This window comes from Kocuria sp. SL71 (genome assembly GCF_026672465.1).
GTDB classification, from domain to species: domain Bacteria; phylum Actinomycetota; class Actinomycetes; order Actinomycetales; family Micrococcaceae; genus Kocuria; species Kocuria palustris.
The window spans coordinates 355,237-377,255 of sequence record NZ_JAPPRE010000001.1; the positions used below are offsets into that span (position 1 = coordinate 355,237).

Sequence of the window (22,019 nt, forward strand, 5' to 3'; positions counted from 1 at the left end):
CTGCAGCGGAAGGAGCCCGAGCGCGTGTCCCTCGTCGAGCTGAGCAGCCGCGATGGATTCTCCGAGGAGGCCGTCGAGCACCTCCATCTGCTCGTGGGCGAGTGGCAGATGCTCGCCGATCTGGGCTTCGGCGATGTCCACCTGACCTTCCCCGATCGCAGCTTCGAGCCCGCTCCGGGCGCCATGCGCCTGCCGGCTCGCGACACGGACTTCCTGATCCTCGATCACGCCCGGCCGGGGACCACGCAGACCCTTTTCCCTGCTGACCAGATCGGCCAGCATCTCGGCCCCCCGCTCAGCGCTCTGCTGCGCGAGATCTGGGGCACTGCCGGTGTGAGCTCCCACCGCAACACGGGCCAGCGGCTGCTGCCGGGGCTGGCCGCCGACGTCCAGGCCTTAGTGACCACCGTCGTCTTCGACGGGCAGCCGATCGCGCTGCTTTCGCTGATCTCGGAGCGCAGCATCGGGACCACGACCTCTCCGGGGGAGCAGAGCTATCGCGAGGTCGCCGCTCAGCTGATGCGCATGGCGGGGACGGGGCAGTGGCCTCAGGCCGGTACCCAGCCGTCGCCCCGGCGCGGCAATCCGCGCGTGGGCGATGGCGTCATCAGACTGGACCAGGACGACCGCGTCTCCTTCATGTCCCCCAATGCCGTCTCCGCGGTCGCCCGACTGGGCGCCGGGGAGGCCGCGCTCGGGCAGCGGCTCACGGAGGCGCTGGGCTCCGGAGCCTTCGCGGGGGAGCAGGTCGACGAGGGCCTGATGGGCGTGCTGCGCGGTCGGGTCCCCAGCCACGCGGAGGTCCGCCGGGGCCGCGTGGTCGTGATGTTCCGCTCGGTCCCGCTGACCGAGGACGGTCAGCGGGTCGGTGCGCTGCTGCTGTGCCGCGATGTCTCCGAGCTGCGTCGGCGCGAGCGCGAGCTGTCCTCCAAGGACGCCGCCATCCGCGAGACGCACCACCGCGTGAAGAACAGCCTGCAGGCCGTGGCGGCCATGATGCGCATGCAGTCGCGCCGCGCAGACAGCCCGGAGGCCCGGCGCGGGCTGTCGGACGCCATGCGACGGCTCGAGGCCGTCTCGGCGGTGCATGAGACGCTGTCGCACACTCCCGAGGGCTCGGTGGACTTCGACGAGCACTTCAGCCGCCAGATCCGTGCGATCGCCGAGCTGGCCGCGACCGGGCAGACCGTGCGCACGCGCGTCACGGGGAGGTTCGGCCGGCTGCCGGGTCAGCAGGTGACGGCCATGGCCCTGGTGCTCAACGAGATGCTCACCAATGCCGTGGAGCACGGGCTGAGCGGTCGCGACGGCACGATCGAGGTCAGCGCGCAGCGCCATGATCCGGACCCCTCGACCTGCCGGGAGGCTCGCGCCGAAGGCCGTCCGGTTCCGTGCGCGGAGCTGGTCGTGACGATCGCCGACGACGGCGTGGGCATGGATCCCTCCATGAGCAGCGGACGATGGTCGGCCGATGAGCCCGAGGGATCGTCGATGCCCTCGGCGGGTCTGGGGAGCCGGATCGTGCGCAGCCTGGTGCTGGGGGAGCTCGACGGATCGGTGAGCTGGCGCCCCGGAGACGACACCGGCACGGTCATCGAGATGACCGTGCCGGTGTACGAGGCCTCGTCGTGACGAGGCGATGAGCTGATCAGGAAGCGCGGCGAGCGCGGGCGTTGCGGCGCTTGAGGGACCGGCGCTCGTCCTCGCTCATGCCGCCCCAGACTCCGGCGTCCTGGCCGGAGGACATGGCCCACGAGAGGCATTCGTCCATGACATCGCAGGTGCGGCACACGGCCTTGGCCTCCTCGATCTGGAGCAGGGCCGGGCCGGTGTTGCCCACGGGGAAGAACAGCTCGGGGTCCTTCTCGAGGCAGGCTGCGTGTGAACGCCAATCCATGACGATTCGACTCCTTTCAGAAGGCACGCGACGGCCGGGCAGGGGCAATGCCCGGCGAGGTGAGGGGTGCCCTGGAGGGCGGGTGACAGGTCGTCAGTGACCCGTTCAAGATTTCCTCTACTTTTCCATGTGAACGGCACGTGAACAAGGGGTTGGGACATTCGTCACACACCTTCCGGACGGGGATCTCGGGGGTGAATTCCCGAATCCCCGAAGATTTCCTGAAGCTCGCTGCGAGCGCCGATCACGCGGCCGGGTCGTCGGGCGGGATCGGCCTTCGTGGACGTGGTCCGTGCCCTGCGGCGATACGCTGATGCGGCAAGGAGCCGCGCGAGTCCGCGGCTGCCCCGAAGACCCTTCCAGGAGCTGCCCGTGGCATCCGCCGGTCACCGAGACGCCGCCGAGGCCGCTCGGCCTCTGCGCCCCCAGGCCCTCGTGCCCCTGGTGGTGATTGTGGCCGCCGAGTCGGTGGTGGTCTTCGCCGGCGCGCTGTGGGTGCTCTCCGGGCTGTTCACGGGCCACGCCGCCTCCGCGGTCACCACGCTGATGCTCACCGTCCTGCTGGCAGTCGGAGGGCTGTGGGTGGCGCGCACCTCCATGGCGCTGTGGGCCGGCAGGCGCTGGCCCCGTGCCGCGGCGCTGACCTTCCAGCTGTTCGCGGTGATCATCGCCGTGGCGATCCTCCTGCCGCTGAGCCGGTGGCTCGCCCTTCTCGTGGCGGCGGCCGCCCTGGTCGCGGGCGGCTCCCTCTTCCGCCAGGACGTCGTGGACTGGACCACGCAGGACGTCGCGCCGGATCGGCGCTGACGGTCAGTCTCCGTCGTCCCGCCCAGCCCGTGAGCAGTCCGTGACCGGTCGCACGGCCGGGTGTGGCAAGCGCCTCATCATGCGCGTCCCACAGGAGCTCCCAGGATCGCTCCGGTACCGTGGGGGCCACGCCGACCGGTCGCGCTGCGTCGCGCCGGGTGAGATGTGGTCCGTTGCCCGAGCAGGCTCGGAAGCGGACCGGAACGGGAGAGACTGCATGAATGCTGACCTCGTGGTCGTCGGATCGGGCCTGTTCGGGCTCACCGTCGCCGAGCGCGCTGCGGATGAGCTGGGCCTGAAGGTCGTCATCCTGGACCGCCGCTCGCACATCGGAGGCAATGCCTACTCCGAGAAGGAGCAGCGCACCGGGATCGAGGTGCACCGCTACGGCGCTCACCTCTTCCACACCTCGAACGAGCGCGTGTGGGAGTACGTGAACCGGTTCACCACGTTCACGGACTACGTGCACAAGGTGTACACGCGCCACAACGGCGAGGTGTTCCCCATGCCGATCAATCTCGGCACGATCAACCAGTTCTTCCGCTCGGCCTACTCACCGGGCGAGGCCAGGGAGCTGATCCGCGAGCAGGCCGGCGAGCTGGCGGGCACCGACCCGCAGAACCTCAACGACAAGGGCATCCAGCTGATCGGACGCCCCCTCTATGAGGCGTTCATCAAGCACTACACGGCCAAGCAGTGGCAGACCGCCCCCGAGGACCTGCCCGCAGAGATCATCAAGCGGCTGCCCGTGCGCTACACGTACGACAACCGCTACTTCAACGACACCCACGAGGGGCTGCCGACCGACGGCTACACCGCCTGGCTCGAGCGCATGGCGGATCATCCGAACATCGAGGTCCGGCTGGACACCGACTTCTTCGACGACTCGCACGAGTTCTCGAAGTCCAAGGTCGTCGGCCAGGTCCCTGTGATCTACACCGGCCCGGTGGACCGCTACTTCGACTTCGTCGAGGGCGATCTGTCCTGGCGCACGATCGATCTGGAGGAGGAGGTCCTGGAGATCGAGGACTTCCAGGGCACCTCCGTCATGAACTACCCGGACGCCGACGTCCCCTTCACCCGCATCCACGAGTTCCGCCACTTCCACCCGGAGCGGGACTACACCAAGGACGCGACCGTGATCATGCGCGAGTTCTCGCGCTTCGCCGAGAAGGGCGATGAGCCCTACTACCCGGTCAACACCACGGTGGACCGCGAGAAGCTGCTCGCCTACCGCGACCTGGCCGCCGGCGAGTCCTCGGTCCTGTTCGGAGGGCGGCTGGGCACCTACAAGTACCTGGACATGCACATGGCCATCGGGTCGGCGCTGTCCATGGTGGACAACAGGATCGCCCCCCACTTCCGGGGCGGGGATCGGATCACGAGCGGAGGCATCGACGCGTGAGCGAGCAGAACGGCAGCACCGGCGCCGAGCAGGACGCCCAGGGCTTCCTGGGCCGGATCACCAACGCGCCGTCGTCGTCGCAGGGCTCCCTGCGCGAGGTGGCCCGGGTGGTCCTGCCCGAGGCCAAGGACCTCGACGCACTCCCGCTGTACGTCGACGGGCCGCTGAGGAAGGAGCGCTCCTCCGGCTCGTCAGACGAGGTCGCCGAGCACCCGGACGACATCCTGAGCCGGCGCTCCATGCGCATCCGCTCGGGGCGCCGCGTCTCCTTCGGCTCGTACTTCAATGCGTTCCCAGCCTCGTACTGGCGCCGCTGGACGGTCGCCGAGAAGGTCGTACTGACCGTGGCCACCACCGGCGCCGGCTCCCTGATCGTCTACCGCTCGAACGCCCGCGGCATCTCCCAGCGCGTGGAGAACGTGCGGCTGCCCGGCGGCTCGCAGACCAGCGAGTTCGACCTCACCCTGGCGCCGTTCGGCGACGGCGGCTGGTACTGGTTCGACCTGATCGCCGATGAGGAGGGCATGGTCCTCGACTCGGCCGCCTGGTCGGTTCCGGACACGGCCCCCCAGGGGACCGTGACCCTGGGCGTCACGACGTTCAACCGCCCGGACTACTGCGTGAACACGATCCGCACGATCGCTGAGGCCGACGGCTTCGACGACGTCCTGGACGAGCTGATCATCGTGGACCAGGGCAACAGGCTCGTGGAGGACGAGGACGACTTCGCCGAGGCCGAGAAGGCCATGGGCGGGAAGCTGCGCATGATCCGCCAAGGCAATCTGGGCGGCTCGGGCGGCTTCTCCCGCAACATGTACGAGGTCGTGCAGGGACGCGCGGACGGCTCGGCCTCCGACTACGTCCTGATCCTCGACGACGACATCCTCCTGGAGACCGAGGGCGTCCTGCGCGCCGTCGCCTTCGCGGACTTCTGCCGCACTCCCACGATCGTGGGCGGGCACATGTTCGACATGTACAACCGCCCGGTGCTCAACGGCTACGCCGAGGTCGTCGACCGCTACCGCTTCCTGTGGGGCCCGATCGAGCATCTGGGCGGCATCGACTTCTCGGAGGCGGGCCTGCGCTCGCGACCGAACCTGCACCGCCGCTGGGACGCCGACTACAACGGCTGGTGGATGTGCCTGATCCCGCGCAAGGTGCTGCAGGACGTCGGGCTGTCGCTGCCGGTGTTCATCAAGTGGGACGACTCCGAGTACTCGCTGCGCGCCGCCGAGGCCGGGTACCCGACCGTCTCCCTGCCCGGGGCGGCCGTGTGGCACGTGTCCTGGATGGACAAGGACGACGCCGTCGACTGGCAGGCCTACTTCCACGAGCGCAACCGCCTGATCGCGGCCCTGCTGCACTCGCCGTTCCCGCGCGGCGGGCGCATGGTGCGCGAGTCCCTGGCCGTGGACACCAAGCACACGGTCTCCATGCAGTACTACGCCGCAACGTGCGTGCTGATGGCCATCGAGGACGTCCTGCGCGGCCCCGAGGGCCTGCACGGGATGATCGGCACCAGGATGCCGGAGATCCGCTCCCTGAAGTCCGAGTTCTCGGACGCCCAGTTCAGCCAGGACCAGGGCGCGTTCCCGGCGGCCAAGCGGCGTCGCCCGCCCAAGCGCCGAGGCCTGCCCAAGCCGCCGGCCTACTGGCAGCTGCCGCCGTGGGCGGTCAAGACCCTGCTCAAGCAGACGGTCCTGCCGGTGCGCGAGCTGGCGCAGAGCCATCCCGAGGAGTGGGTCGCCCACCAGGACGGCAAGTGGTACCACCTGGCCACCCTGGACTCGGCCGTGGTCTCCAATGCCGACGGCACCGGTGCGGCCTGGCACAAGCGCGACCCCAAGGCGGTGCGCGAGCTCACCGCCCGCAGCGCCAAGCTGCACGCCGAGCTGCTCTCGCGCTGGGACTCGCTGTCCGAGCAGTACCGCGAGGCTCTGGGCGAGATCACCTCGCCCGAGGCGTGGGCGAAGACCTTCGAGGACAACCCGCCGGTGGACGTCCAGCGCTGATCCGCCGCGCATGACCGATCCACCACGACGACGGGCGCAGCGGCGCACCCAGCCGCTGCGCCCGGCGTCGTCGTGATCCCAGCGCACGGCCGCCCCAGCGCCGCAGTGCGCGCACTGACGCAAGGAGCAAGGATGAGCACGACAGCGCCGGAGCTGATGACACCCGGCAAGGGACGCGGACTGCTGGACGTCTTCCGGAACCGCTATCTGCTGAGGCTGCTGGTCGACAAGGAGATCCAGGTCCGCTATCGCGGGACCGTGCTGGGCCTGGTGTGGTCCTATCTCAAGCCGGCCGTGCAGTTCTTCGTCTACTACATCGCGATGGGCATCTTCCTAGGGCTCGAGAAGGGCCTGGAGAACTTCGCGATCTATCTGTTCTCCGGGATCGTGCTGATGAATCTCTTCGGGGAGATCTTCGGCAATGCCTCGCGGTCCATGACGGACAACGGCGGGCTGCTGAAGAAGATCTACCTGCCGCGGCAGCTCTTCCCGGTGGCCAATCTCTTCGTGGCCCTGGTGCACTTCCTGCCGCAGCTGCTGATCCTGCTCATCGCATGTCTGGCCGCAGGATGGCACCCGGGGCCCAAGCAGTTCCTGTGCATGATCGCCGGATTCTTCATCGTCGCGATCTTCGCCCTGGGCCTGGGACTGATCTTCGCCACGCTCAACGTCTTCTTCCGCGATGCGGAGAACTTCGTGGACCTGATCCTCATGGTCTCGACGTGGGCGTCCCCGGTGCTCTACCCCTTCACCATGGTCCAGGACAAGCTGCCGCAGTGGGTGTACTACATCTACTTCGCCAATCCGCTGACCGTGGCCGTCGAGCTGTTCCACTACGGGTTCTGGTTCGCCTCAGTGGAGCTCGAGCAGCCGCGCTGGCACGTGGCCGATCACCTGATGACGTTCTGGACCCCGTTCGCCCTACTGGTGTCCGTGGCTGCCGTGCTCGTCGGCGATCGCATCTTCCGCCGCTACGAGGGCAACTTCGCCCAGGAGCTCTGATCCCCATGACCGCTCTTCCCTTCAAGAAGCCCGGTGCCGTCTTCACCGAGGACTCCGTGGCCATCCGCGTGGATCACGTGGTCAAGTGGTTCACCCTGCGCCACACGCGCTCCATCAAGGAAGCCGTGCTGTGGATCCTGCGCGGGCGCAAGAACGACCTCTCGGACAAGTTCAAGGCCCTCGACGACATCACCTTCGACATCCACGACGGTGAGACCGTGGCGCTGCTGGGCTTCAACGGCTCGGGCAAGTCGACGTCGCTGAAGATGATCTCCGGGGTCATGCACCCCGATTCCGGCAGCGTAGGCACCCGTCGCAAGGTGGCCGGCCTGATCGAGGTCGGCGCCGGGTTCCACCCGGATCTGTCGGGGCGCGACAACGTCTATCTCAACGGCGCGATCCTGGGTATGGACAAGGAGGAGATCGACGCCAAGTTCGACGAGATCGTGGCCTTCTCCGAGATCGGCGAGTTCATCGACACGCAGGTGAAGTTCTACTCCTCGGGCATGTACCTGCGCCTGGCCTTCGCGGTGGCGATCCACACCGACCCGGAGGTCTTCCTGGTCGACGAGATCCTCTCCGTGGGCGATGAGCCCTTCCAGAAGAAGTGCATCCGGCGCATCAAGGACCTGGTGCGCCGCGGCAAGACCCTCGTGGTCGTCTCCCACGACCTGGACCTGATCATGGACATCTGCGAGCGCGGCATCGTGCTCGAGCACGGGAAGGTCGTGTACGACGGCTCCTCCGTGGGCGCAGTGGCCATGCTGCGCGATCGCCCCGTCGAGGAGGTCCAGCGGGAGCAGAACGAACGCGTGGAGCGCCGCCTGCACTGGAAGCGCGTGGACCGGGAGAAGGCGGCCGAGGAGGCCGCCGAGCGCGGGGAGGCCTACGTGCCCGAGTACGACCCCGAGCTCGACGACCCCGCAGATCTGGACGACCCCTCGAAGGTGCGCCGGACCAAGGGCCTGTGAGGAACGAGGGTCGTGCAGGCGCACTGAAGGGGGCCGGTCATCCGACCGGCCCCCTTCATCGTCTCCTGAGGTCGAGCCTCAGGCCCCTGTGATGAGACCCGGGTGCAGCTCGTCGACCGTGGCCACCCCCAGCAGGTGCATGGTCACGCGCATCTCCTGCTCGAGCAGCTCGAGCGCGCGCTCCACGCCCTCCTGCCCGCCGGCCATGAGCCCATAGAGATAGGCGCGGCCGATCAGCGTGAAGTCCGCCCCCAGGGCCAGGGCGATGATCGCGTCCGTGCCGGAGAGGATGCCCGAGTCGTAGATGACCTCTGCGTCCGGGCCGAGGGCCTCGCGGATGCGCGGCAGCGCACGCAGCGGCTGGACCACGCGGTCGAGCTGGCGGCCGCCGTGGCTGGAGACCAAGACGCCGTCGGCGCCGGCGGCCGGCCCGCTGGGCGTCCTCGACGCCGAGCACGCCCTTGAGGAAGAGCTTCCCCGGCCAGACCGAGCGGATCCACTCGAGGTCCTCGAAGTCCAGGGTCGGCTCGAACATCGAGTTGATGACCTCGGGAAGGGGGGCGCCGCTGCCGGAGAGCGAGGCGAAGCTCAGGGGGTCCGTGCTCAGGAAGTTCAGCCACCATTCCGGGCGGTAGGAGGCATCCAGCACGGTGGACAGGCGCAGCTTGGGCGGGATGGTCATGCCGTTGCGGGTGTCGCGCAGGCGGAGTCCGGCCACGGGGGTGTCGGCAGTGACCAGCAGGGTGTCGTAGCCGGTCTCCCAGGCGCGGCGCACCAGCTCCTCGGAGGCGCGGCGGTCCTTCCAGAGGTAGAGCTGGAACCAGCGCCGTCCCTCGCCGGAGACCTCGGCGACCTGCTCCACCGAGCGGGTGCCCATGGTCGAGAGGCTGAACGGGATGTCGAAGCGCCTCGCGGCGGCCGCCCCGGCGTCCTCGCCCTCGCTATGCATGAAGCGGGTGAAGCCGGTGGGCGCGATGCCCACGGGCAGGGCCGACTCACCGCCGGCGATGCGCACCCGCAGGTCCACCTCGCCGATCCCGCGCAGGACCCGTGGGGTCAGCTCGACCGCGTCGAAGGCCCGGCGGGACCCGCGGGCGGTCTGCTCGGACAGGGCGGCGCCGTCGACGTAGTCGAAGGCCGCCTTGGGCGTACGGCGCTGTGCGATGCGCCGGAGGTCGCCGATGTCGGCGGCGCGCTGCAGCCGGTGCGCCCGATCCGGCAGGCCGGGGCGCTCGAAGGACAGCAGCGGTCGCAGCTCGGACCAGCGCGGGACCTGGCGGGAGAGGCGGGTGCGGTTCATGTCAGTGGGCTCCTGTGGTCTGGGGGTCGGGGGAGAGGCGGGATCCGAGGATCACCGCGAGCAGCGAGATGAGGCAGGCGGCGCTGACGGCGACGGCACCGGCCAGCACGCGTCCGCCGGCCAGGTCGATGATCCACACGAGCGCTGCAGGCGTCAGCCCGGCCACGATCGCGCCGTTGATCTCTCGGGCGATCGCGATCCCGCTGTAGCGCTCGGCGGCGGGGAACAGCTGCGCCAGGAAGGCGCCTTGGGAGCCTGAGGTGAGGGCGATGACCAGTCCGTAGCCGCCGGCGATGGCCACGGCGGCCACGACGGCGCTGCCGCTGGAGAGCCCGAGCAGCAGGGGGAAGGCGTAGGCGGCGCCGATGGCGCAGCCGAGTCCGAGGATCCTGGCGGCGCCGAAGCGGTCGGTGGCCGCGCCTCCGAACGGCGTGGCCACGACGCCGACGAGGCTGCCGAGCGTCACTGCCAGCAGTGCCGGGGTGCGCTCCAGGCCCACCTGTGGGGAGGTCATCAGGGAGATGCCGAACACGGCCATGGCGTAGTTGAGGCAGTTGTGCCCGGTCATGGCCAGGAAGCCGATGAGCAGCTCGCGCGGGCTGCGGCGCAGCAGTTCCATGACGGGCAGCTTGGTGCGCCCCTGCTCCGCGTCCTCAACGGCGGCGCGGTACTCCGGGGTCTCCTCCAGGTTGCGGCGGATGAAGATCGCCAGCAGGAACAGCACGGCCGAGACCAGGAAGGGCAGCCGCCAGGCCCAGCCGAGCAGGGCCTGATCGCCCAGGCTGGCTGCGGCCAGGAAGGCGGCGGTGGCCAGGGCGATGCCGGCCGGGGGAGTGGACAGCACGAGAGAGGTGTAGAGCCCCTTGCGCTTCGGCGGTGCGAACTCGGCGACGATCGTCATGGCACCCGCCAGCTCGGCACCGGCGCCCATGCCCTGGATCAGGCGCAGCAGCACCAGCAGGACGGGGGCCAGGGCGCCGATCGCCTGGGCAGTCGGCAGCGCGCCGATGCCGACGGTCGCGATGCCCATGAGGATGATCGTGATGAGCATGGCCGGACGCCGTCCCATGGCATCGCCGATATGCCCGATCACCAGTCCGCCCACAGGGCGTGCGATGAACCCGACGGCGAAGGTCAGGAAGGCGGCCATGGTGGCGCCGGTGTCCGTGCCGGCGAAGAACAGCGGAGCGATCACCAGCCCTGCGGCCGCGCCGTAGAGGGCGTAGTCGTACCACTCGATCAGGGTGCCGGTGACGGCGGCGAACACGGCGCGGCGGGCCCCGGGGGTGAGTCGATCCGGGGCCTCGGCGGCGGGCGCGGTGGTAGAGTCGTCCATGAAAGATATTTCTACGTGACAGTGATATCTTTCACAAGTGGTCAGTGCGCAGAAGAAACCCTCCCTGAAGGCCGAGATCGCGGCCGCGCTCCGCTCGCAGATCCTCGAAGGGGCGCTTCAGCCCGGGGAGCGCGTGATCGAGCCCGAGCTGGCCCAGCACTTCGGCGCCTCCAAGACGCCGGTGCGCGAGGCCCTGCAGCTGCTGGTCGCCGAGGGCCTGGTGGAGGTGCTGCCCAAGAAGGGCTACCGCATCCGGGGCATGGAGCTGACGGATCTCGGTGAGGTCCTGGAGCTGCGCACCCTCCTGGAATCCCGAGCAGCCGCCCGCTGCGCGCGCTGGGCGCATCCCGAGCAGGTCGAGGACCTCACGCGGCGGTGGGAGGCTCAGCGCGATGCGCTGGGACTGGAGCCGCTCGAGCGGACGCTGCGCGCCCGGGACTTCCACGCGGGCATCGCCCAGGCCTCCGGCAGCCATCGACTGGCCGGCATCCTCGAGGGCCTGCATCACGAGATGGTGCGGGCGCACCACGTCCTGCCGCAGCTGCGCTGGCACCTCAGCGAGGAGATCGAGCTGCGGGAGCATCGCGAGATCCTGGCGGCGATCACCGCCGCAGACCCCGAGCGCGCCGAGGCGGCCATGCGCACGCACATGGACTCGATCCGCGAATCCCTGGGATCGGGACTGGGCGAACCCGGCACGACGATGGGCTGAGCGGACTCGCTGCCGTCAGGAACCCGGTGGCCGGTCCAGGAACCAGGCCTCGGACCCGCCGTATCGACCCGGCCCCTGCGTGTACTCCACCCCGCGGTCGTCGGGCAGCAGCGCCGGCGGCACGAACTGGAGGTGGCCGTGCTCCTCGGTGCGCGTGCTGCGCAGCTGCACGCGCGTGTGCCGCGGCGGCCCCGTGGTCTGCGGGTGCTCCAGCAGCAGTGCGGCGGTGCGGGCCAGGGACAGGTGGGCGACGTCGGCGTGATCCGAGGCCAGCAGGGCCCCCACGGCGGCCACCACGCCCATGCCGGTGGCGTGGTCCAGCGCCTGAACGGGCAGGGCACCGGGTGCGCCGTCGGGGGAGCGGTAGAGGTGGGCGACCCCGGAGGCTGCCTGGACGATGCTGTCGAAGCCGCGCCTGCCCGCCCACGGACCGGTCGAGCCCCAGGCGCTGAGGCGGACCACGCGCAGCCCGGGGCGCTCGATCACGGGCTGGTCGTCCTCCACGCCGAAGGGGGACAGCGCCCCGCCGCGGTAGCCGAGCAGCAGGACGTGGGCGTCGTCGAGCAGGCGCTGCAGGGTCTGCAGTCCGCGGCGGTTGCGCAGGTCGAGCACGACGCTGCGCTTGTGGAAGCCGGTGTCCAGGTGCTGGCCGCGCAGCTCGGGGATCGACGGCGGGTCCACTCGCAGCACATCCGCCCCCAGGGCGCCCAGCAGCCGGGAGGCGCTGGGGCCGGCGATCACGCGGGTGAGATCCAGGACGCGCAGACCCCTCAGGGGAGCGTCGCCGCCGTCCTTGGGCGGAGCCCAGCGGCGCACCGGGATGCCGGAGGACTGGAAGCGCAGCCACGGGCCCTGCGCGGCGGCCCGTCCCGGTGCGCTGCGCGCCCAGGCTTCAGGGGTGCGCACGGCGGCGGCCACCCCGCCGGCGTCGCGCACGCGCTGCTCGACCTCCAGGGCCCGACGACGGCTCAGCACCTCCGTCAGGCGCTGCGGATCCGAGGCGCCGAGGGCGCGTTCGATGGCGCGGGCGTGGTGCGGGTAGTTGCCGTGCAGGCGCACCCAGCCGTCGGCGGTGGCATGGAATCCGGACAGCGCTCCCGCGGTCTGCGGACGACGGCCGTTGACGCGCAGGTGGGAGATCGAGGCGAAGGAGGCGGCCACTGTCTCGGCATCCACCGAGAGGTCCCGCCCGGTGAGATGCGACAGTCCCGTGGCGGCGGCCTGTGCCGAGCCCAGGGCCAGGCCCTCCACGTCCAGGGGTCCGCACCACCACAGGCGCGGACCGCGGATGGGGGCCGCCTGGGACGGGTCGAGGTCGACGGCGGCGGCGAGATCGCTGAACAGCGGCGGTACGGCGGCCATGGGCGCAATCTATCGTCCGCTGTGCTCACGGTTACAACTGCAGGGGCTGTGATACGTTCGCCGCCGCCCTGCGGGTGCTCCGAGCACCCGTCCCTCCTTCCGCAGAGAGCCGACCCCCGTGCACGCCCACTCCGAGTCCGAGATCCGCAAGAGCTTCCTGAACTGCTCCAAGGGAGCCGCGCAGCGCCTGGCGGTGCCGAAGGACCTGGACCAGATCGACTGGGACGCCCAGATCATCCTGGGCTGGACCGATCCCAAGTCGCCCAAGGCCGCTTACCTGGTGGTCGAGACCGACGACGGCCTGCGCGGGCTGGTGATGGAGAAGTCGACGCTGAAGGGCAACGGCGGGGCGCGGATGTGCCAGCTGTGCCTGACCCTGCACACCTCCACCGGGGTGTCCATGTTCTCGATCCAGCGCTCGAAGTCGGCCAAGGACCGGTACAGCAGCGTGGGCACCTACATCTGCACGGACCTCGCCTGCAGCGACTACACCGTGGGCCGGTACAAGCCCGACGGCGTGCGGCAGATGGAGGAGACCCTTTCCCTGGAGGAGCGCTCGCAGCGTACCCTGGAGAACGCCCAGGGCCTGGTGCAGAGGGTGGCTCAGAGCCTGGGGAGGTGATTCCCCAGGCGACTCCCGGAACGGGATACAGGGTCTGCTTCGGATAGGCCGTATGGACCTGTTCGAGATGGACGGTCATCCCGTCGACGCAGAACCAGAACTGCGGAATCTCTTCATCGCGGACGAGGATCCGGACCTCAGGGTGTACTCGGACTTCTTGGTCGGTTGCGGTACCGAGGTGTGCCTGCCCACTGCTCGGGGCCGCTCGACGATGAAGGTCGCGCCGTTCTCGTCGTCAGAGTCGAGCCACTCGACGACCTCCTCTCCCAGCCCCGCGGCGATGGCTTCAGCGGTCTCGCGCCATGAGGTGAGCTTGGCGATCGCCAGGTGCGGCTGCGAGGTGGAGAAGGAGGATCGCGCGGCGTCGATCAGATCCTGAGCGCATCGAGCTCGGTCGTCGTGGTTAAGCCCGAACATCCAGGGGTACTGCGACGTCATGGGGACTGCCGCATGGGTAGGTCAAACTGTCACCTGATCGTGCGGCAGTCCCCATGTCGTGCGTTCTCGCACGATCTGTCGGAGGTGCAGTGCTGTGGCCTGCGGCACGACCCTGAGGACGCGGGCCGGGATTCGCGGGAAGCTGTCCGATTCCTCCGCTCGGCGGGCATCTCTCAGAGACCGACGAGTTCGCCGCGCTCGTGCCGAGCCAAATGGCGGAGCAGCAGCCGATCCGTGCCCAGCGACGATCGAATCGCGTGCCGCAGATGCTCGGGTGGCCGAGGAGTAGGGCCCGGGGTGTCGCGTTGAAGTGGTCGGCACTGCTCGCTGAACAGGCCTGTCACGAGATGCCCGGCGTGGATTTCAAGTGAATCCGGGGCGACTTGGCGGTCTGGGTGCCCCGCTGTTGGGGACCATCGGCCGTCAGCGGGCAGCGCAACTCGCACGGTCCTGGACGGGACACCCCGGGAATCGGCTCCACAGCCCTGGCCACGGCTGTGGAGCCGATCGGGGGCGCACCCCGAGGTCAATCGACGCTGTTTCTCTAGGAGGTCTCGCCGGGCAGCTTGTACGCGATCACGTCGACGTTCTGGATGCTCGGTTCTGTGCTGAACAGATCTGCTCCCTGTGCAGCGAGTGCCTGACCGACGCCTCCGGAGAGGTGGGTCTGGCGGGCCTCGTCGTCGGGGAACACGTCGAAGATCCCGAAGGTCGATTCGTCGAACTGCAGAGCGAACCAGGCCCGCGTACCCTCCTCCTGCTCGACGATGGGACGGGCGCTGCGGAGGAAGTCCGCGACGTCCTGCTCCTTCCCGGGCTTGGCGTGCACGACGACCGACAATGCAGAGTTGATCATGGTGTCCTCACTTGTCCTGGCTGAACAGCTCGACCATCGCGGCGTTGAAGGCCGGGAGATCCTCGGGCGAGCGGCTGGTGATCAGGTTCCCGTCGCGCGCCACCTCTTCGTCGACGACGTTCGCTCCGGCATTGCGCAGGTCGGTGCGGATGCTCGGGTACGAGGTCAGCGTCCGACCCTTCGCGACACCGGCCTCGATCAGCGTCCACGGTCCGTGGCAGATCGCGGCGACCGGCTTGTCGGCGACCATGATGTCGCGCACGAATCCGACGGCGTCGGTATCCACGCGCAGCTGATCGGGGTTGACCGTGCCGCCGGGAAGCAGCAGGGCGTCGTACTCGTCGGCCGAGGCCGACTTCACCAGGGCATCGACCGAGAATGTCCCAGCCTCGTCCAGGTCGTTCTCGCGGGCCTTGATCTCGCCCTCGTGCAGCGAGAGCAGCACGGTCGTGGCCCCGGCGTCCTGAAGAGCCTGTCTCGGCTGCTCGAGCTCCACGCGCTCGACGCCGTCCGCGGCCAGGATCGCGATCCGCTTGCCATGCAATTCGTCTGCCATGTTCTGCTCCGTTCTGCGAGAGATGACGGCTTGCCCGTGGGGGCGAGCCGCACGCTGTCCGTACCGGGCAGCGTGGTTCGGGTGCAGGACGACTCGGGTGCAGTCGTCGTTGCGCTCATCGGAGTGCCGGCAGGTGGTGGCTGCCGATTCTCGGGCCGGATCCTGGGAGACGGTGAAGAAGTTTCGGCCCTGTGGTCGACGATGACCTGCCGCCATCGACGGCTGTCGTTCTTCGCCGGGGCCTGGCCGAACCCTCAGCCAGTGTAGACCTCGTACGTCAGGGACGGGGCGCACGTGGCCATCTCCTCCGGGACGCCGGGATGCCGGGGGCACGAGGACGTCGACGCCGCCGCAGGACGTCCGGTCAGCGTCGTTCGAGGGTCACCGGTTCCCGACCTCATCCGCAGACGGGGCGGAGCGCCTGCTGACCGCGCGGGGAAGTCACACGGCGAGGGTCACCGATCAGGTGACGCAGCCTGCTCGTCCGATGCGCTCCCTGCGACGAGGTCATCGCCCTCGTCGCAGCCGTACGACGCTCACGTCCGGGAGGCGGCCTCCCGGAGCGCGGCCTCGAGGTACGGTGCCGACGCACCGGCTCTGGACGAGGCGACCTGCGCGGGCGTGCCTGAGGCGACCACCGTGCCGCCGTCGTCCCCCGCCCCGGGCCCGAGGTCGATGACGTGGTCGGCCACGGCGACGATGCGCATGTCGAGCTCGACCGCGACGACGGTGTTGCCTGCGTCCACGAGGGTCTGGAGATGCGTCACGAGCCGATCGGAATCGGCGCTGTGCAGCCCGGACGTCGGCTCGTCGAGGACGTAGAGGGTGTCCCCGCGCTGGGATCGTTGGAGCTCGGAGGCGAGCTTCACTCGCTGCGCCTCACCTCCGGACAACTCGGTGGCCGGCTGTCCGAGACGGAGATATCCGAGGCCGACGTCGACCAGCGCCGTGAGCGAGCGCATGATGTCGAACTCGCCCTGGAAGAAGTCGTGGGCCTCCTCGACGCTCATGGCGAGGATCTCCGCGATGTTGCGGCCACGCCAGGAGATCTCCAACGTGCTGGACTGGTAGCGGGTGCCGTGGCAGTCGGGGCACTCGGTGTAGACCGAGGGGAGGAAGAGCAGCTCCACCATGACGGATCCTTCGCCCTTGCAGGTAGGGCAGCGACCGCCGGTGACGTTGAAGGAGAACCTGCCCGCTTTGTACCCGCGAGCGCGAGCCTCGGGCGTCTCCGCGAACCTCCGCCTCACGTGGTCGAACAGGCCCGTATAGGTGGCGACGTTCGAGCGCGGGGTGCGACCGATGGGCTTCTGGTCGATGCTCACGACGCGGCGCACCCCGTTGACGTCGCCTCGGATCTCACCCTCGAGCTCGTCGGGCTCGTCCGACAGCAGGAGCTCGTCCCCGTCGGCGGCGTCAGCGTCCTCCGCCTCGTCTGCTCGTCCCTGTCGTTCGTCGAGCAGCGCGGGTAGGGCCTGGCTGACCAGGCTGGACTTGCCTGATCCCGACACTCCGGTGACGGCCGTGAACACCCCGAGCGGGAAGGAGATCGTCACGTCGCGCAGGTTGTTGCGCATGACGTGCTCGAGCTTCAGCCATCCCTGCGGCTCGCGAGGCGTCCGGTGGGGCAGGCCGCTGCCCCCGAAGACGTATCCGCGGGTGACGGACTCCTCCACCTCGGCGAGCCCTTCGTAGGGCCCGCTGTAGACGACGCGGCCGCCGCGCTCACCCGCGCCGGGCCCGATGTCGACCAGCCAGTCGGCGTGCCGCATCACGTCCACCGAGTGCTCCACCACGAACAGGCTGTTGCCCCGGTGCTTGAGCCCGTCGAGGATGCCGAGCAGCGCGCTGACGTCCTGCGGATGAAGCCCTGCGGAAGGCTCATCGAGCACGTAGACCACACCGAACAGTTCGGAGGTCAGCTGAGTCGCGAGCCGCAGTCGTTGTAGCTCCCCACCCGAGAGGGTGGGGGTGGTGCGGCTCAGGGAGAGATACCCCAGACCGAGGTCGATGATGGGCCGCAGTCTGTTGACGAGTTCTGCGCCCAGGCGCGCTGTCGCGGCCAGCTTCTCCACCGAGTGGTTCGGCGTCCTGCGCACGTCGGGGGCTGCCTCATGGGCTGATCCGCCAGCGTCGACGCGCTGCTGCACAGCGTCGCGTCGGGCTGCCTCGTCCAGTGCCTGACCGGCAGTCTCGGTCCCGTCGAGATCGCCGGTGGCCCGCTCGACTGCCTCCTCGATCAACGTCGAGAGCTCCGCGAGGGGCAGCGCGGAGAGATCGGCGATGTCGAGGCCCTCGAAGGTCACCGACAGAGCCTGCGGCTTCAGCCGCTTGCCGTGGCAGGCAGGGCAGGGCGCGGCCGTGAGGAACTGTGCCACGCGCCGCTTCATCGACCCGCTCTTGGTGTTCGCGAACGTGTCCAGGACGTATCGACGAGCTCCTACGAAGGTGCCCGAGTAGGTCGGTTCGACGCCGGCCGCGGTCGCGGCCTGCGCCTCGGAGAGCGTGAGCCGCGAGTGGACCGGGACGTACGGCGTCTCATCCGTGTAGAGGATCCAGTCCCGATCCTCCTTCGGCAGATCCTTCCAGGGCACATCGACGTCATAGCCGAGCGCGACGAGGACATCGCGCAGCTGATGACCGTGCCAGGCCGTCGGCCAGGAGGCGATGGCCCGCTCGCGGATCGTCAATGAAGGGTCCGGCACCATCATGTCCTCGGTGACCTCGTACACCCGGCCGATGCCGTGGCACTCCGGGCATGCGCCCTGCACGGTGTTGGCGGAGAAGTCCTCGGCGTAGAGCATCGGCTGATCATCGGGGTAGTGGCCGGCCCGGGAGTAGAGCATGCGCACCAGCGAGGAGAGCGTGGTGATGCTGCCCACCGAGGACCGCGCGCTGCGGCCCCCGCGCTGCTGCTGAAGAGCGACGGCCGGCGGCATGCCCGTGATGGAGTCGACGTCCGGGACGCCTGCCTGGTCGATGAGGCGACGGGCGTAGGGAGCGACGGACTCGAGGTAACGGCGCTGGGACTCCGCGAACAGGGTTCCGAAGGCCAGGGAGGACTTTCCCGAGCCGGAGACGCCGGTGAACACCACCAGAGCGTCGCGGGGGACCGCCAGGTCGATGTCCTGGAGGTTGTGCTCGCGCGCGCCGAGCACCAGCACGTCGGGCTGAACGGGTGAGGAGTCCGACGATGAGGACCTGCGTGCTTCGGCCATGCCGGCGAGATTAGCAACACGTTCCACCGATCGGTCGGAGCATGGCCCGGTCCTCCACGGTCCACCTGCCCGTGGTGCCTATCGCCGCAGCCAGGGCGGGCACCTCGGTGGACGGCGAGATTCCTCCCCGCCTAAGCTCGACGAGAGCCGAGGTCGCGGGCGACGGGCATCCAAATGACCGTGGCACTTCCGCGACCGGGCCATCCACAACTGGAGGAGATCGTCATGGCAAGCAGCAACCGCGCCGTCGTGTTCCAGAACGTCAAGGACATGCGCGTCGAAACCCTCGACTTCCCGAAGCTCGAGATGCCGAACGGCAAGAGCGCCCCGCACGGCGTCATCCTCAAGATCGTCGCCACCAACATCTGCGGTTCCGACCTGCACATCTACCGCGGTTCCTTCCCCGTACCCCAGGGCATGGTGATGGGGCACGAGATGACCGGCGAGGTCGTCGAGGTCGGCTCTGACGTCGAGTTCCTCTCCGAGGGCGACCTGGTCTCGGTCCCCTTCAACGTCGCCTGCGGCCGATGCCGCAACTGCCGCGCCCGCCACACCGAGGCGTGCGAGACCGTGAACCCCGACGTGTCCTGCGGCGCTTACGGGTTCAACCTGGGTGATTTCCAGGGCGGACAGGCGGAGTACATGTTCGTCCCCTACGCCGACTTCCAGCTGCTCCGCTTCCCGGACAAGGACCAGGCCATGGAGAAGATCCGTGACCTCGCCCTTCTCTCGGACATCCTGCCCACCGCGTTCCACGGCCTCATGGAGGCCGGGGCGAAGCCCGGCTCGACCGTCTACATCGCCGGCGCCGGACCTGTGGGACGCTGCGGCGCCGCGGCGGCCCGTCTCCTGGGCGCTTCCTGCATCATCGTCGGTGACTACCATCAGGACCGGCTGGAGCTGATGAAGAACAACGGCTGCGAGACCATCGATCTCAACCAGGACGTGCCGCTGACCGATCAGATCGAGGCCATCCTCGGCGAACCCATGGTGGACTGCGCCGTCGACTACGTCGGCAACGAAGCCCACGGGATCGGCCGCGAGGCCGAGGACATGAACCCGGCCCACGCCATCAACCAGGTCATGGACGCCACCCGCGCAGGCGGTGCCACCGGCATCGTCGGCGTCTACGGTCCCGACCCGCTGGCCTCCTCCAAGGCCGAGCAGGAGGGCACCTTCTCGCTCGACTTCGGCAAGGCGTGGATCAAGTCGCCTCGGATCTCCGGCGGCCAGGCCCCGATCATGCACTATAACCGTGAGCTGATGATGTCGATCCTGTGGGACCGCATGCCCTACCTCAGCGACATGCTCAACACCAAGGTCATCAGCCTCGACGAGGCCCCCGACGCCTACGCGACGTTCGACACCGGTGCCTCGGAGAAGTTCATCATCGACCCGCATGGCATGATCCCCGCCTGATTCAGGGATGTCATACACCCGGCCCGCGATCGTCGCTCCAGCGGCGGTCGCGGGCCGGTTCTTTGCACGGATCCTTCGACGATCCGGTCCTGGACGATGCCCGGGGCGGGCCTGGCGCCGGTGGGGCCGGCATGCCGGAGCTCAGCGGCGGTGACGAGTGCGCAAGGGCGTGATCGGGGGAGACGGGGCAGGTCGCTGCGACGCTCCTGACGCCCCTCACCTCCCGCTCCGGATCGCCTCGCGGGGCGAGGGGGGCGATCACTGGTGCCAGGGCCGCCGGCGCGCGCACGTCGCGGAGGGACCGGTGTCACCCGGCGCCGGTCCTGGCGGGGAGCTCCAGCGGGGGGTGTCACGCGGACGAGTGCCGGTCCACCGAGGGGACCGGCACTGAGAAGGTTTGACGCGGCTGCAGCGACATCGCCCATGGCGGGGCCGTCGGGACGTGCCACCGCGCCATCCAGAACGTCACGATCATCATGACGCGGATCGAGCGCTTCTGCGAGAGCACCGTCGCCGCCCGCGCCGGGAGCTCGGCGAGATCGTGTGCTCCGAGGCCCGGACGGCGGTCGACGAGCCGGAGTCCGCTGCTGTCGATCGAGCCGTTGTGGGGAGTCCGGCGTATGCGCGTCATGACAGCAGCCATCGCCGGGATCGAGCGGGCCTCCGACCGGCGCCGATGCCGGGCACGTCCTGCGGGGAGGAGGCTCACGTGGCGCTCTGCGCCACGCGGGGATCGTCTGCGGCATCAGTCCACCGCATCCGGTGGGAGGGGACAGGGTCCGGGCGTGCCGTCACCTGCCCCCTCACCACGGGATGCGGTGGGCGGTGGTCACCGGATGGCGGAGCGGATGGCGGCGGCCGCGGCGGCGACGTCCGATGCGCTGTAGATGGCGCTGCCCGCGACGGCCACGTCTGCTCCCGCCTGCTGGACGGCCTCGACAGAGTCCGCACTGACGCCGCCGGCGACGGAGAACGGGACCTCGGCGGCCTTGCCGGCGGAGAGCAGGGCGTCGAGGCTGTAGCCGTCCTCCGCCTGCTCGTCGAGGCCGGCGTGCATCTCCACGAAGACGGCGCCGAGGGCGACGACCTCTCGGGCCCGTGCGGCCTTGTCGGACACGCCGATCAGATCGACGACGACGCCCTTGCCGTGCTTGGTCGCCGCGGCGACCGCGCCGGCGATCGTGCTGTCACCGGCGACGCCGAGCACGGTGACCAGATCGGCTCCGGCGGAGAAGGCGATGTCAGCTTCCAGCTCGCCGGCATCCATGGTCTTGAGATCGGCGAAGACGGTCTTGTCGGGGTGGGCGGCCTTGACCGCCGTGATCACCGCGAGGCCCTCGCTCTTGATCAGAGGGGTGCCGAGCTCGAGGATGTCGACGTAGGGGGCGGCCTTCGCGGCGAGGTCGAGGGCGGATTCGGTGGTCAGGGTGTCCATGGCGAACTGCAGTCGCATGTCAGGGTGTCTCTTTCTCGTGGTGGTGTCGATGATGCAACGGGGAAGAAAGGTCATTCGAGGTTGGCATGACGGGGCCAGAGCGCATCCGCACTCTGTCCGCTCTTCTGCCACAGGACGTCGAAGAGAGCGTCGCCGACGAGGACGAGGAGCTGCTCGAAGAGGCTGCCGGCGTACTGGGCCGACTGCTGCTCGGACCGGTCTGTCTTCGTCGCCGCACGGATGACCAGGACGGCGTGGGACAGCTGAGCAAGCGGTGACTCGGGGTCGGTCGTGATCCCGATGACGCGGGCACCGACGGATCGCGCCGTCTCAGCCGCGCTCACCACCCCCGAGGTCGTGCCGGAACCGCTGGCGGTCAGGAGCAGATCGCCCTCTCCGATCGCCGGGGTCGTCGTCTCACCGACGACGTGGACCTCCAGTCCGAGGTGCATGAGGCGCATGGCCGTCATCCGCAGCGCGAGCCCGGAGCGTCCAGCGCCGTGGACGAAGACCCGCCGGGCGTCCGCTGTCAGCTCGACGGCGGCCGCGAGCGCGGGCGCGTCGGGAAGGGCAGCTGCCCCCTCGATCTCGTTGACGATCCGCGTCAGCGAATCCTGAATGCCTCGTTCTTCCATGTCGACCATCTTGGGCCGGTTCGCGGCGGTCCACTG

General features: G+C 69.3%; 18 protein-coding genes and 1 pseudogene. 9 read left to right on the forward strand and 10 right to left on the reverse strand.

From position 1 onward, the window contains the following. Nucleotides 1–24 precede the first annotated feature (24 nt). A complete protein-coding gene (locus OVA15_RS01710) occupies nucleotides 25–1,632 on the forward strand; it encodes a sensor histidine kinase (protein WP_053447096.1) in 1,608 nt (535 codons plus the stop codon). 16 nt (nucleotides 1,633–1,648) lie between these two features. Here OVA15_RS01710 and OVA15_RS01715 read toward each other — a convergent pair whose 3' ends face one another. Continuing rightward, nucleotides 1,649–1,897 (reverse strand): WhiB family transcriptional regulator, encoded by a 249-nt coding sequence (locus tag OVA15_RS01715; RefSeq protein ID WP_006215304.1) that lies wholly within the window; start codon nucleotides 1,895–1,897, stop codon nucleotides 1,649–1,651. Nucleotides 1,898–2,269: 372 nt separating this feature from the next. On the opposite strand from OVA15_RS01715, the gene OVA15_RS01720 reads away from it, so the two are divergent. The 5 genes from OVA15_RS01720 (at nucleotide 2,270) to OVA15_RS01740 (ending at nucleotide 8,094) form a co-directional block, all read left to right on the forward strand. Next, nucleotides 2,270–2,704 (forward strand): hypothetical protein, encoded by a 435-nt coding sequence (locus OVA15_RS01720; RefSeq protein ID WP_268142698.1) that lies wholly within the window; start codon nucleotides 2,270–2,272, stop codon nucleotides 2,702–2,704. Between the two features lie 217 nt (nucleotides 2,705–2,921). Continuing rightward, the gene (glf, locus tag OVA15_RS01725; RefSeq protein ID WP_268142700.1) at nucleotides 2,922–4,109 is read left to right on the forward strand and encodes a UDP-galactopyranose mutase; all 1,188 of its coding nucleotides are present in this window, start codon (nucleotides 2,922–2,924) and stop codon (nucleotides 4,107–4,109) included. After that, nucleotides 4,106–6,121 (forward strand): glycosyltransferase, encoded by a 2,016-nt coding sequence (locus tag OVA15_RS01730; protein WP_268142702.1) that lies wholly within the window; start codon nucleotides 4,106–4,108, stop codon nucleotides 6,119–6,121. The genes glf and OVA15_RS01730 overlap by 4 nt, the downstream gene beginning before the upstream one ends. A gap of 132 nt (nucleotides 6,122–6,253) precedes the next feature. Further along, nucleotides 6,254–7,123: an ABC transporter permease gene (locus OVA15_RS01735; RefSeq protein WP_024290856.1), complete on the forward strand. Its 870-nt coding sequence runs from the start codon at nucleotides 6,254–6,256 to the stop codon at nucleotides 7,121–7,123. Between the two features lie 5 nt (nucleotides 7,124–7,128). Then, nucleotides 7,129–8,094, forward strand: coding sequence for an ABC transporter ATP-binding protein (locus OVA15_RS01740; protein ID WP_024290855.1), 966 nt, complete (start codon nucleotides 7,129–7,131; stop codon nucleotides 8,092–8,094). A 78-nt stretch (nucleotides 8,095–8,172) separates the two neighbouring features. Here the strand turns inward: OVA15_RS01740 and OVA15_RS01745 are convergent. Both OVA15_RS01745 and OVA15_RS01750 read right to left on the reverse strand, forming a co-directional pair. Next, nucleotides 8,173–9,394 (reverse strand): annotated as a pseudogene (locus tag OVA15_RS01745) (alpha-hydroxy acid oxidase). Between the two features lies 1 nt (nucleotide 9,395). Further along, complete coding sequence (locus OVA15_RS01750) at nucleotides 9,396–10,730, reverse strand: MFS transporter (RefSeq protein WP_268142705.1); 1,335 nt, start codon at nucleotides 10,728–10,730, stop codon at nucleotides 9,396–9,398. 37 nt (nucleotides 10,731–10,767) lie between these two features. Between OVA15_RS01750 and OVA15_RS01755 the strand changes: the two genes are divergently transcribed. Beyond that, on the forward strand, nucleotides 10,768–11,442 hold the full coding sequence (locus tag OVA15_RS01755; RefSeq protein ID WP_268142707.1) for a GntR family transcriptional regulator: 675 nt from the start codon (nucleotides 10,768–10,770) through the stop codon (nucleotides 11,440–11,442). Between the two features lie 15 nt (nucleotides 11,443–11,457). Here the strand turns inward: OVA15_RS01755 and OVA15_RS01760 are convergent, their stop codons facing one another. Further along, nucleotides 11,458–12,804, reverse strand: coding sequence for a CoA transferase (locus OVA15_RS01760; RefSeq protein WP_268142709.1), 1,347 nt, complete (start codon nucleotides 12,802–12,804; stop codon nucleotides 11,458–11,460). Between the two features lie 118 nt (nucleotides 12,805–12,922). Here OVA15_RS01760 and OVA15_RS01765 point away from each other — a divergent pair, with 118 nt between their 5' ends. Beyond that, nucleotides 12,923–13,426: an FBP domain-containing protein gene (locus OVA15_RS01765; RefSeq protein ID WP_268142711.1), complete on the forward strand. Its 504-nt coding sequence runs from the start codon at nucleotides 12,923–12,925 to the stop codon at nucleotides 13,424–13,426. Nucleotides 13,427–13,501: 75 nt separating this feature from the next. Here the strand turns inward: OVA15_RS01765 and OVA15_RS01770 are convergent, their stop codons facing one another. The 4 genes from OVA15_RS01770 to OVA15_RS01785 form a co-directional block, all read right to left on the reverse strand. Next, nucleotides 13,502–13,864, reverse strand: coding sequence for a hypothetical protein (locus tag OVA15_RS01770; protein ID WP_268142713.1), 363 nt, complete (start codon nucleotides 13,862–13,864; stop codon nucleotides 13,502–13,504). A 544-nt stretch (nucleotides 13,865–14,408) separates the two neighbouring features. Beyond that, nucleotides 14,409–14,720 carry a putative quinol monooxygenase gene (locus OVA15_RS01775; protein ID WP_006215294.1) on the reverse strand — a complete coding sequence of 104 codons (312 nt, stop codon included), beginning with the start codon at nucleotides 14,718–14,720 and terminating at the stop codon, nucleotides 14,409–14,411. 7 nt (nucleotides 14,721–14,727) lie between these two features. Further along, on the reverse strand, nucleotides 14,728–15,276 hold the full coding sequence (locus tag OVA15_RS01780) for a type 1 glutamine amidotransferase domain-containing protein (RefSeq protein WP_062949524.1): 549 nt from the start codon (nucleotides 15,274–15,276) through the stop codon (nucleotides 14,728–14,730). A 536-nt stretch (nucleotides 15,277–15,812) separates the two neighbouring features. Next, a complete protein-coding gene (locus OVA15_RS01785; RefSeq protein ID WP_268142717.1) occupies nucleotides 15,813–18,494 on the reverse strand; it encodes an excinuclease ABC subunit UvrA in 2,682 nt (893 codons plus the stop codon). A 225-nt stretch (nucleotides 18,495–18,719) separates the two neighbouring features. On the opposite strand from OVA15_RS01785, the gene OVA15_RS01790 reads away from it, so the two are divergent. Beyond that, on the forward strand, nucleotides 18,720–19,913 hold the full coding sequence (locus OVA15_RS01790) for an alcohol dehydrogenase catalytic domain-containing protein (protein ID WP_058871305.1): 1,194 nt from the start codon (nucleotides 18,720–18,722) through the stop codon (nucleotides 19,911–19,913). Between the two features lie 829 nt (nucleotides 19,914–20,742). Here the strand turns inward: OVA15_RS01790 and hxlA are convergent. Together hxlA and hxlB are read right to left on the reverse strand one after the other, a co-directional pair. Beyond that, nucleotides 20,743–21,366, reverse strand: a complete 624-nt coding sequence (hxlA, locus tag OVA15_RS01795; RefSeq protein WP_058871303.1) for a 3-hexulose-6-phosphate synthase — start codon at nucleotides 21,364–21,366, stop codon at nucleotides 20,743–20,745. 53 nt (nucleotides 21,367–21,419) lie between these two features. Then, nucleotides 21,420–21,992 (reverse strand): 6-phospho-3-hexuloisomerase, encoded by a 573-nt coding sequence (hxlB, locus tag OVA15_RS01800; protein WP_006215287.1) that lies wholly within the window; start codon nucleotides 21,990–21,992, stop codon nucleotides 21,420–21,422. Nucleotides 21,993–22,019: the final 27 nt, after the last annotated feature.

Excerpts from the sequence above, each read along its gene's own strand:
- OVA15_RS01735 (WP_024290856.1), top strand. The coding sequence starts at position 6,254 with ATGAGCACGACAGCGCCGGAGCTGATGACACCCGGCAAGGGACGCGGA.
- OVA15_RS01760 (WP_268142709.1), bottom strand. The coding sequence starts at position 12,804 with ATGGCCGCCGTACCGCCGCTGTTCAGCGATCTCGCCGCCGCCGTCGAC.
- OVA15_RS01775 (WP_006215294.1), bottom strand. The coding sequence starts at position 14,720 with ATGATCAACTCTGCATTGTCGGTCGTCGTGCACGCCAAGCCCGGGAAG.
- OVA15_RS01740 (WP_024290855.1), top strand. The coding sequence starts at position 7,129 with ATGACCGCTCTTCCCTTCAAGAAGCCCGGTGCCGTCTTCACCGAGGAC.
- OVA15_RS01770 (WP_268142713.1), bottom strand. The coding sequence starts at position 13,864 with ATGACGTCGCAGTACCCCTGGATGTTCGGGCTTAACCACGACGACCGA.
- OVA15_RS01780 (WP_062949524.1), bottom strand. The coding sequence starts at position 15,276 with ATGGCAGACGAATTGCATGGCAAGCGGATCGCGATCCTGGCCGCGGAC.
- glf (WP_268142700.1), top strand. The coding sequence starts at position 2,922 with ATGAATGCTGACCTCGTGGTCGTCGGATCGGGCCTGTTCGGGCTCACC.
- hxlA (WP_058871303.1), bottom strand. The coding sequence starts at position 21,366 with ATGCGACTGCAGTTCGCCATGGACACCCTGACCACCGAATCCGCCCTC.
- hxlB (WP_006215287.1), bottom strand. The coding sequence starts at position 21,992 with ATGGTCGACATGGAAGAACGAGGCATTCAGGATTCGCTGACGCGGATC.
- OVA15_RS01715 (WP_006215304.1), bottom strand. The coding sequence starts at position 1,897 with ATGGATTGGCGTTCACACGCAGCCTGCCTCGAGAAGGACCCCGAGCTG.
- OVA15_RS01790 (WP_058871305.1), top strand. The coding sequence starts at position 18,720 with ATGGCAAGCAGCAACCGCGCCGTCGTGTTCCAGAACGTCAAGGACATG.
- OVA15_RS01750 (WP_268142705.1), bottom strand. The coding sequence starts at position 10,730 with ATGGACGACTCTACCACCGCGCCCGCCGCCGAGGCCCCGGATCGACTC.
- OVA15_RS01785 (WP_268142717.1), bottom strand. The coding sequence starts at position 18,494 with ATGGCCGAAGCACGCAGGTCCTCATCGTCGGACTCCTCACCCGTTCAG.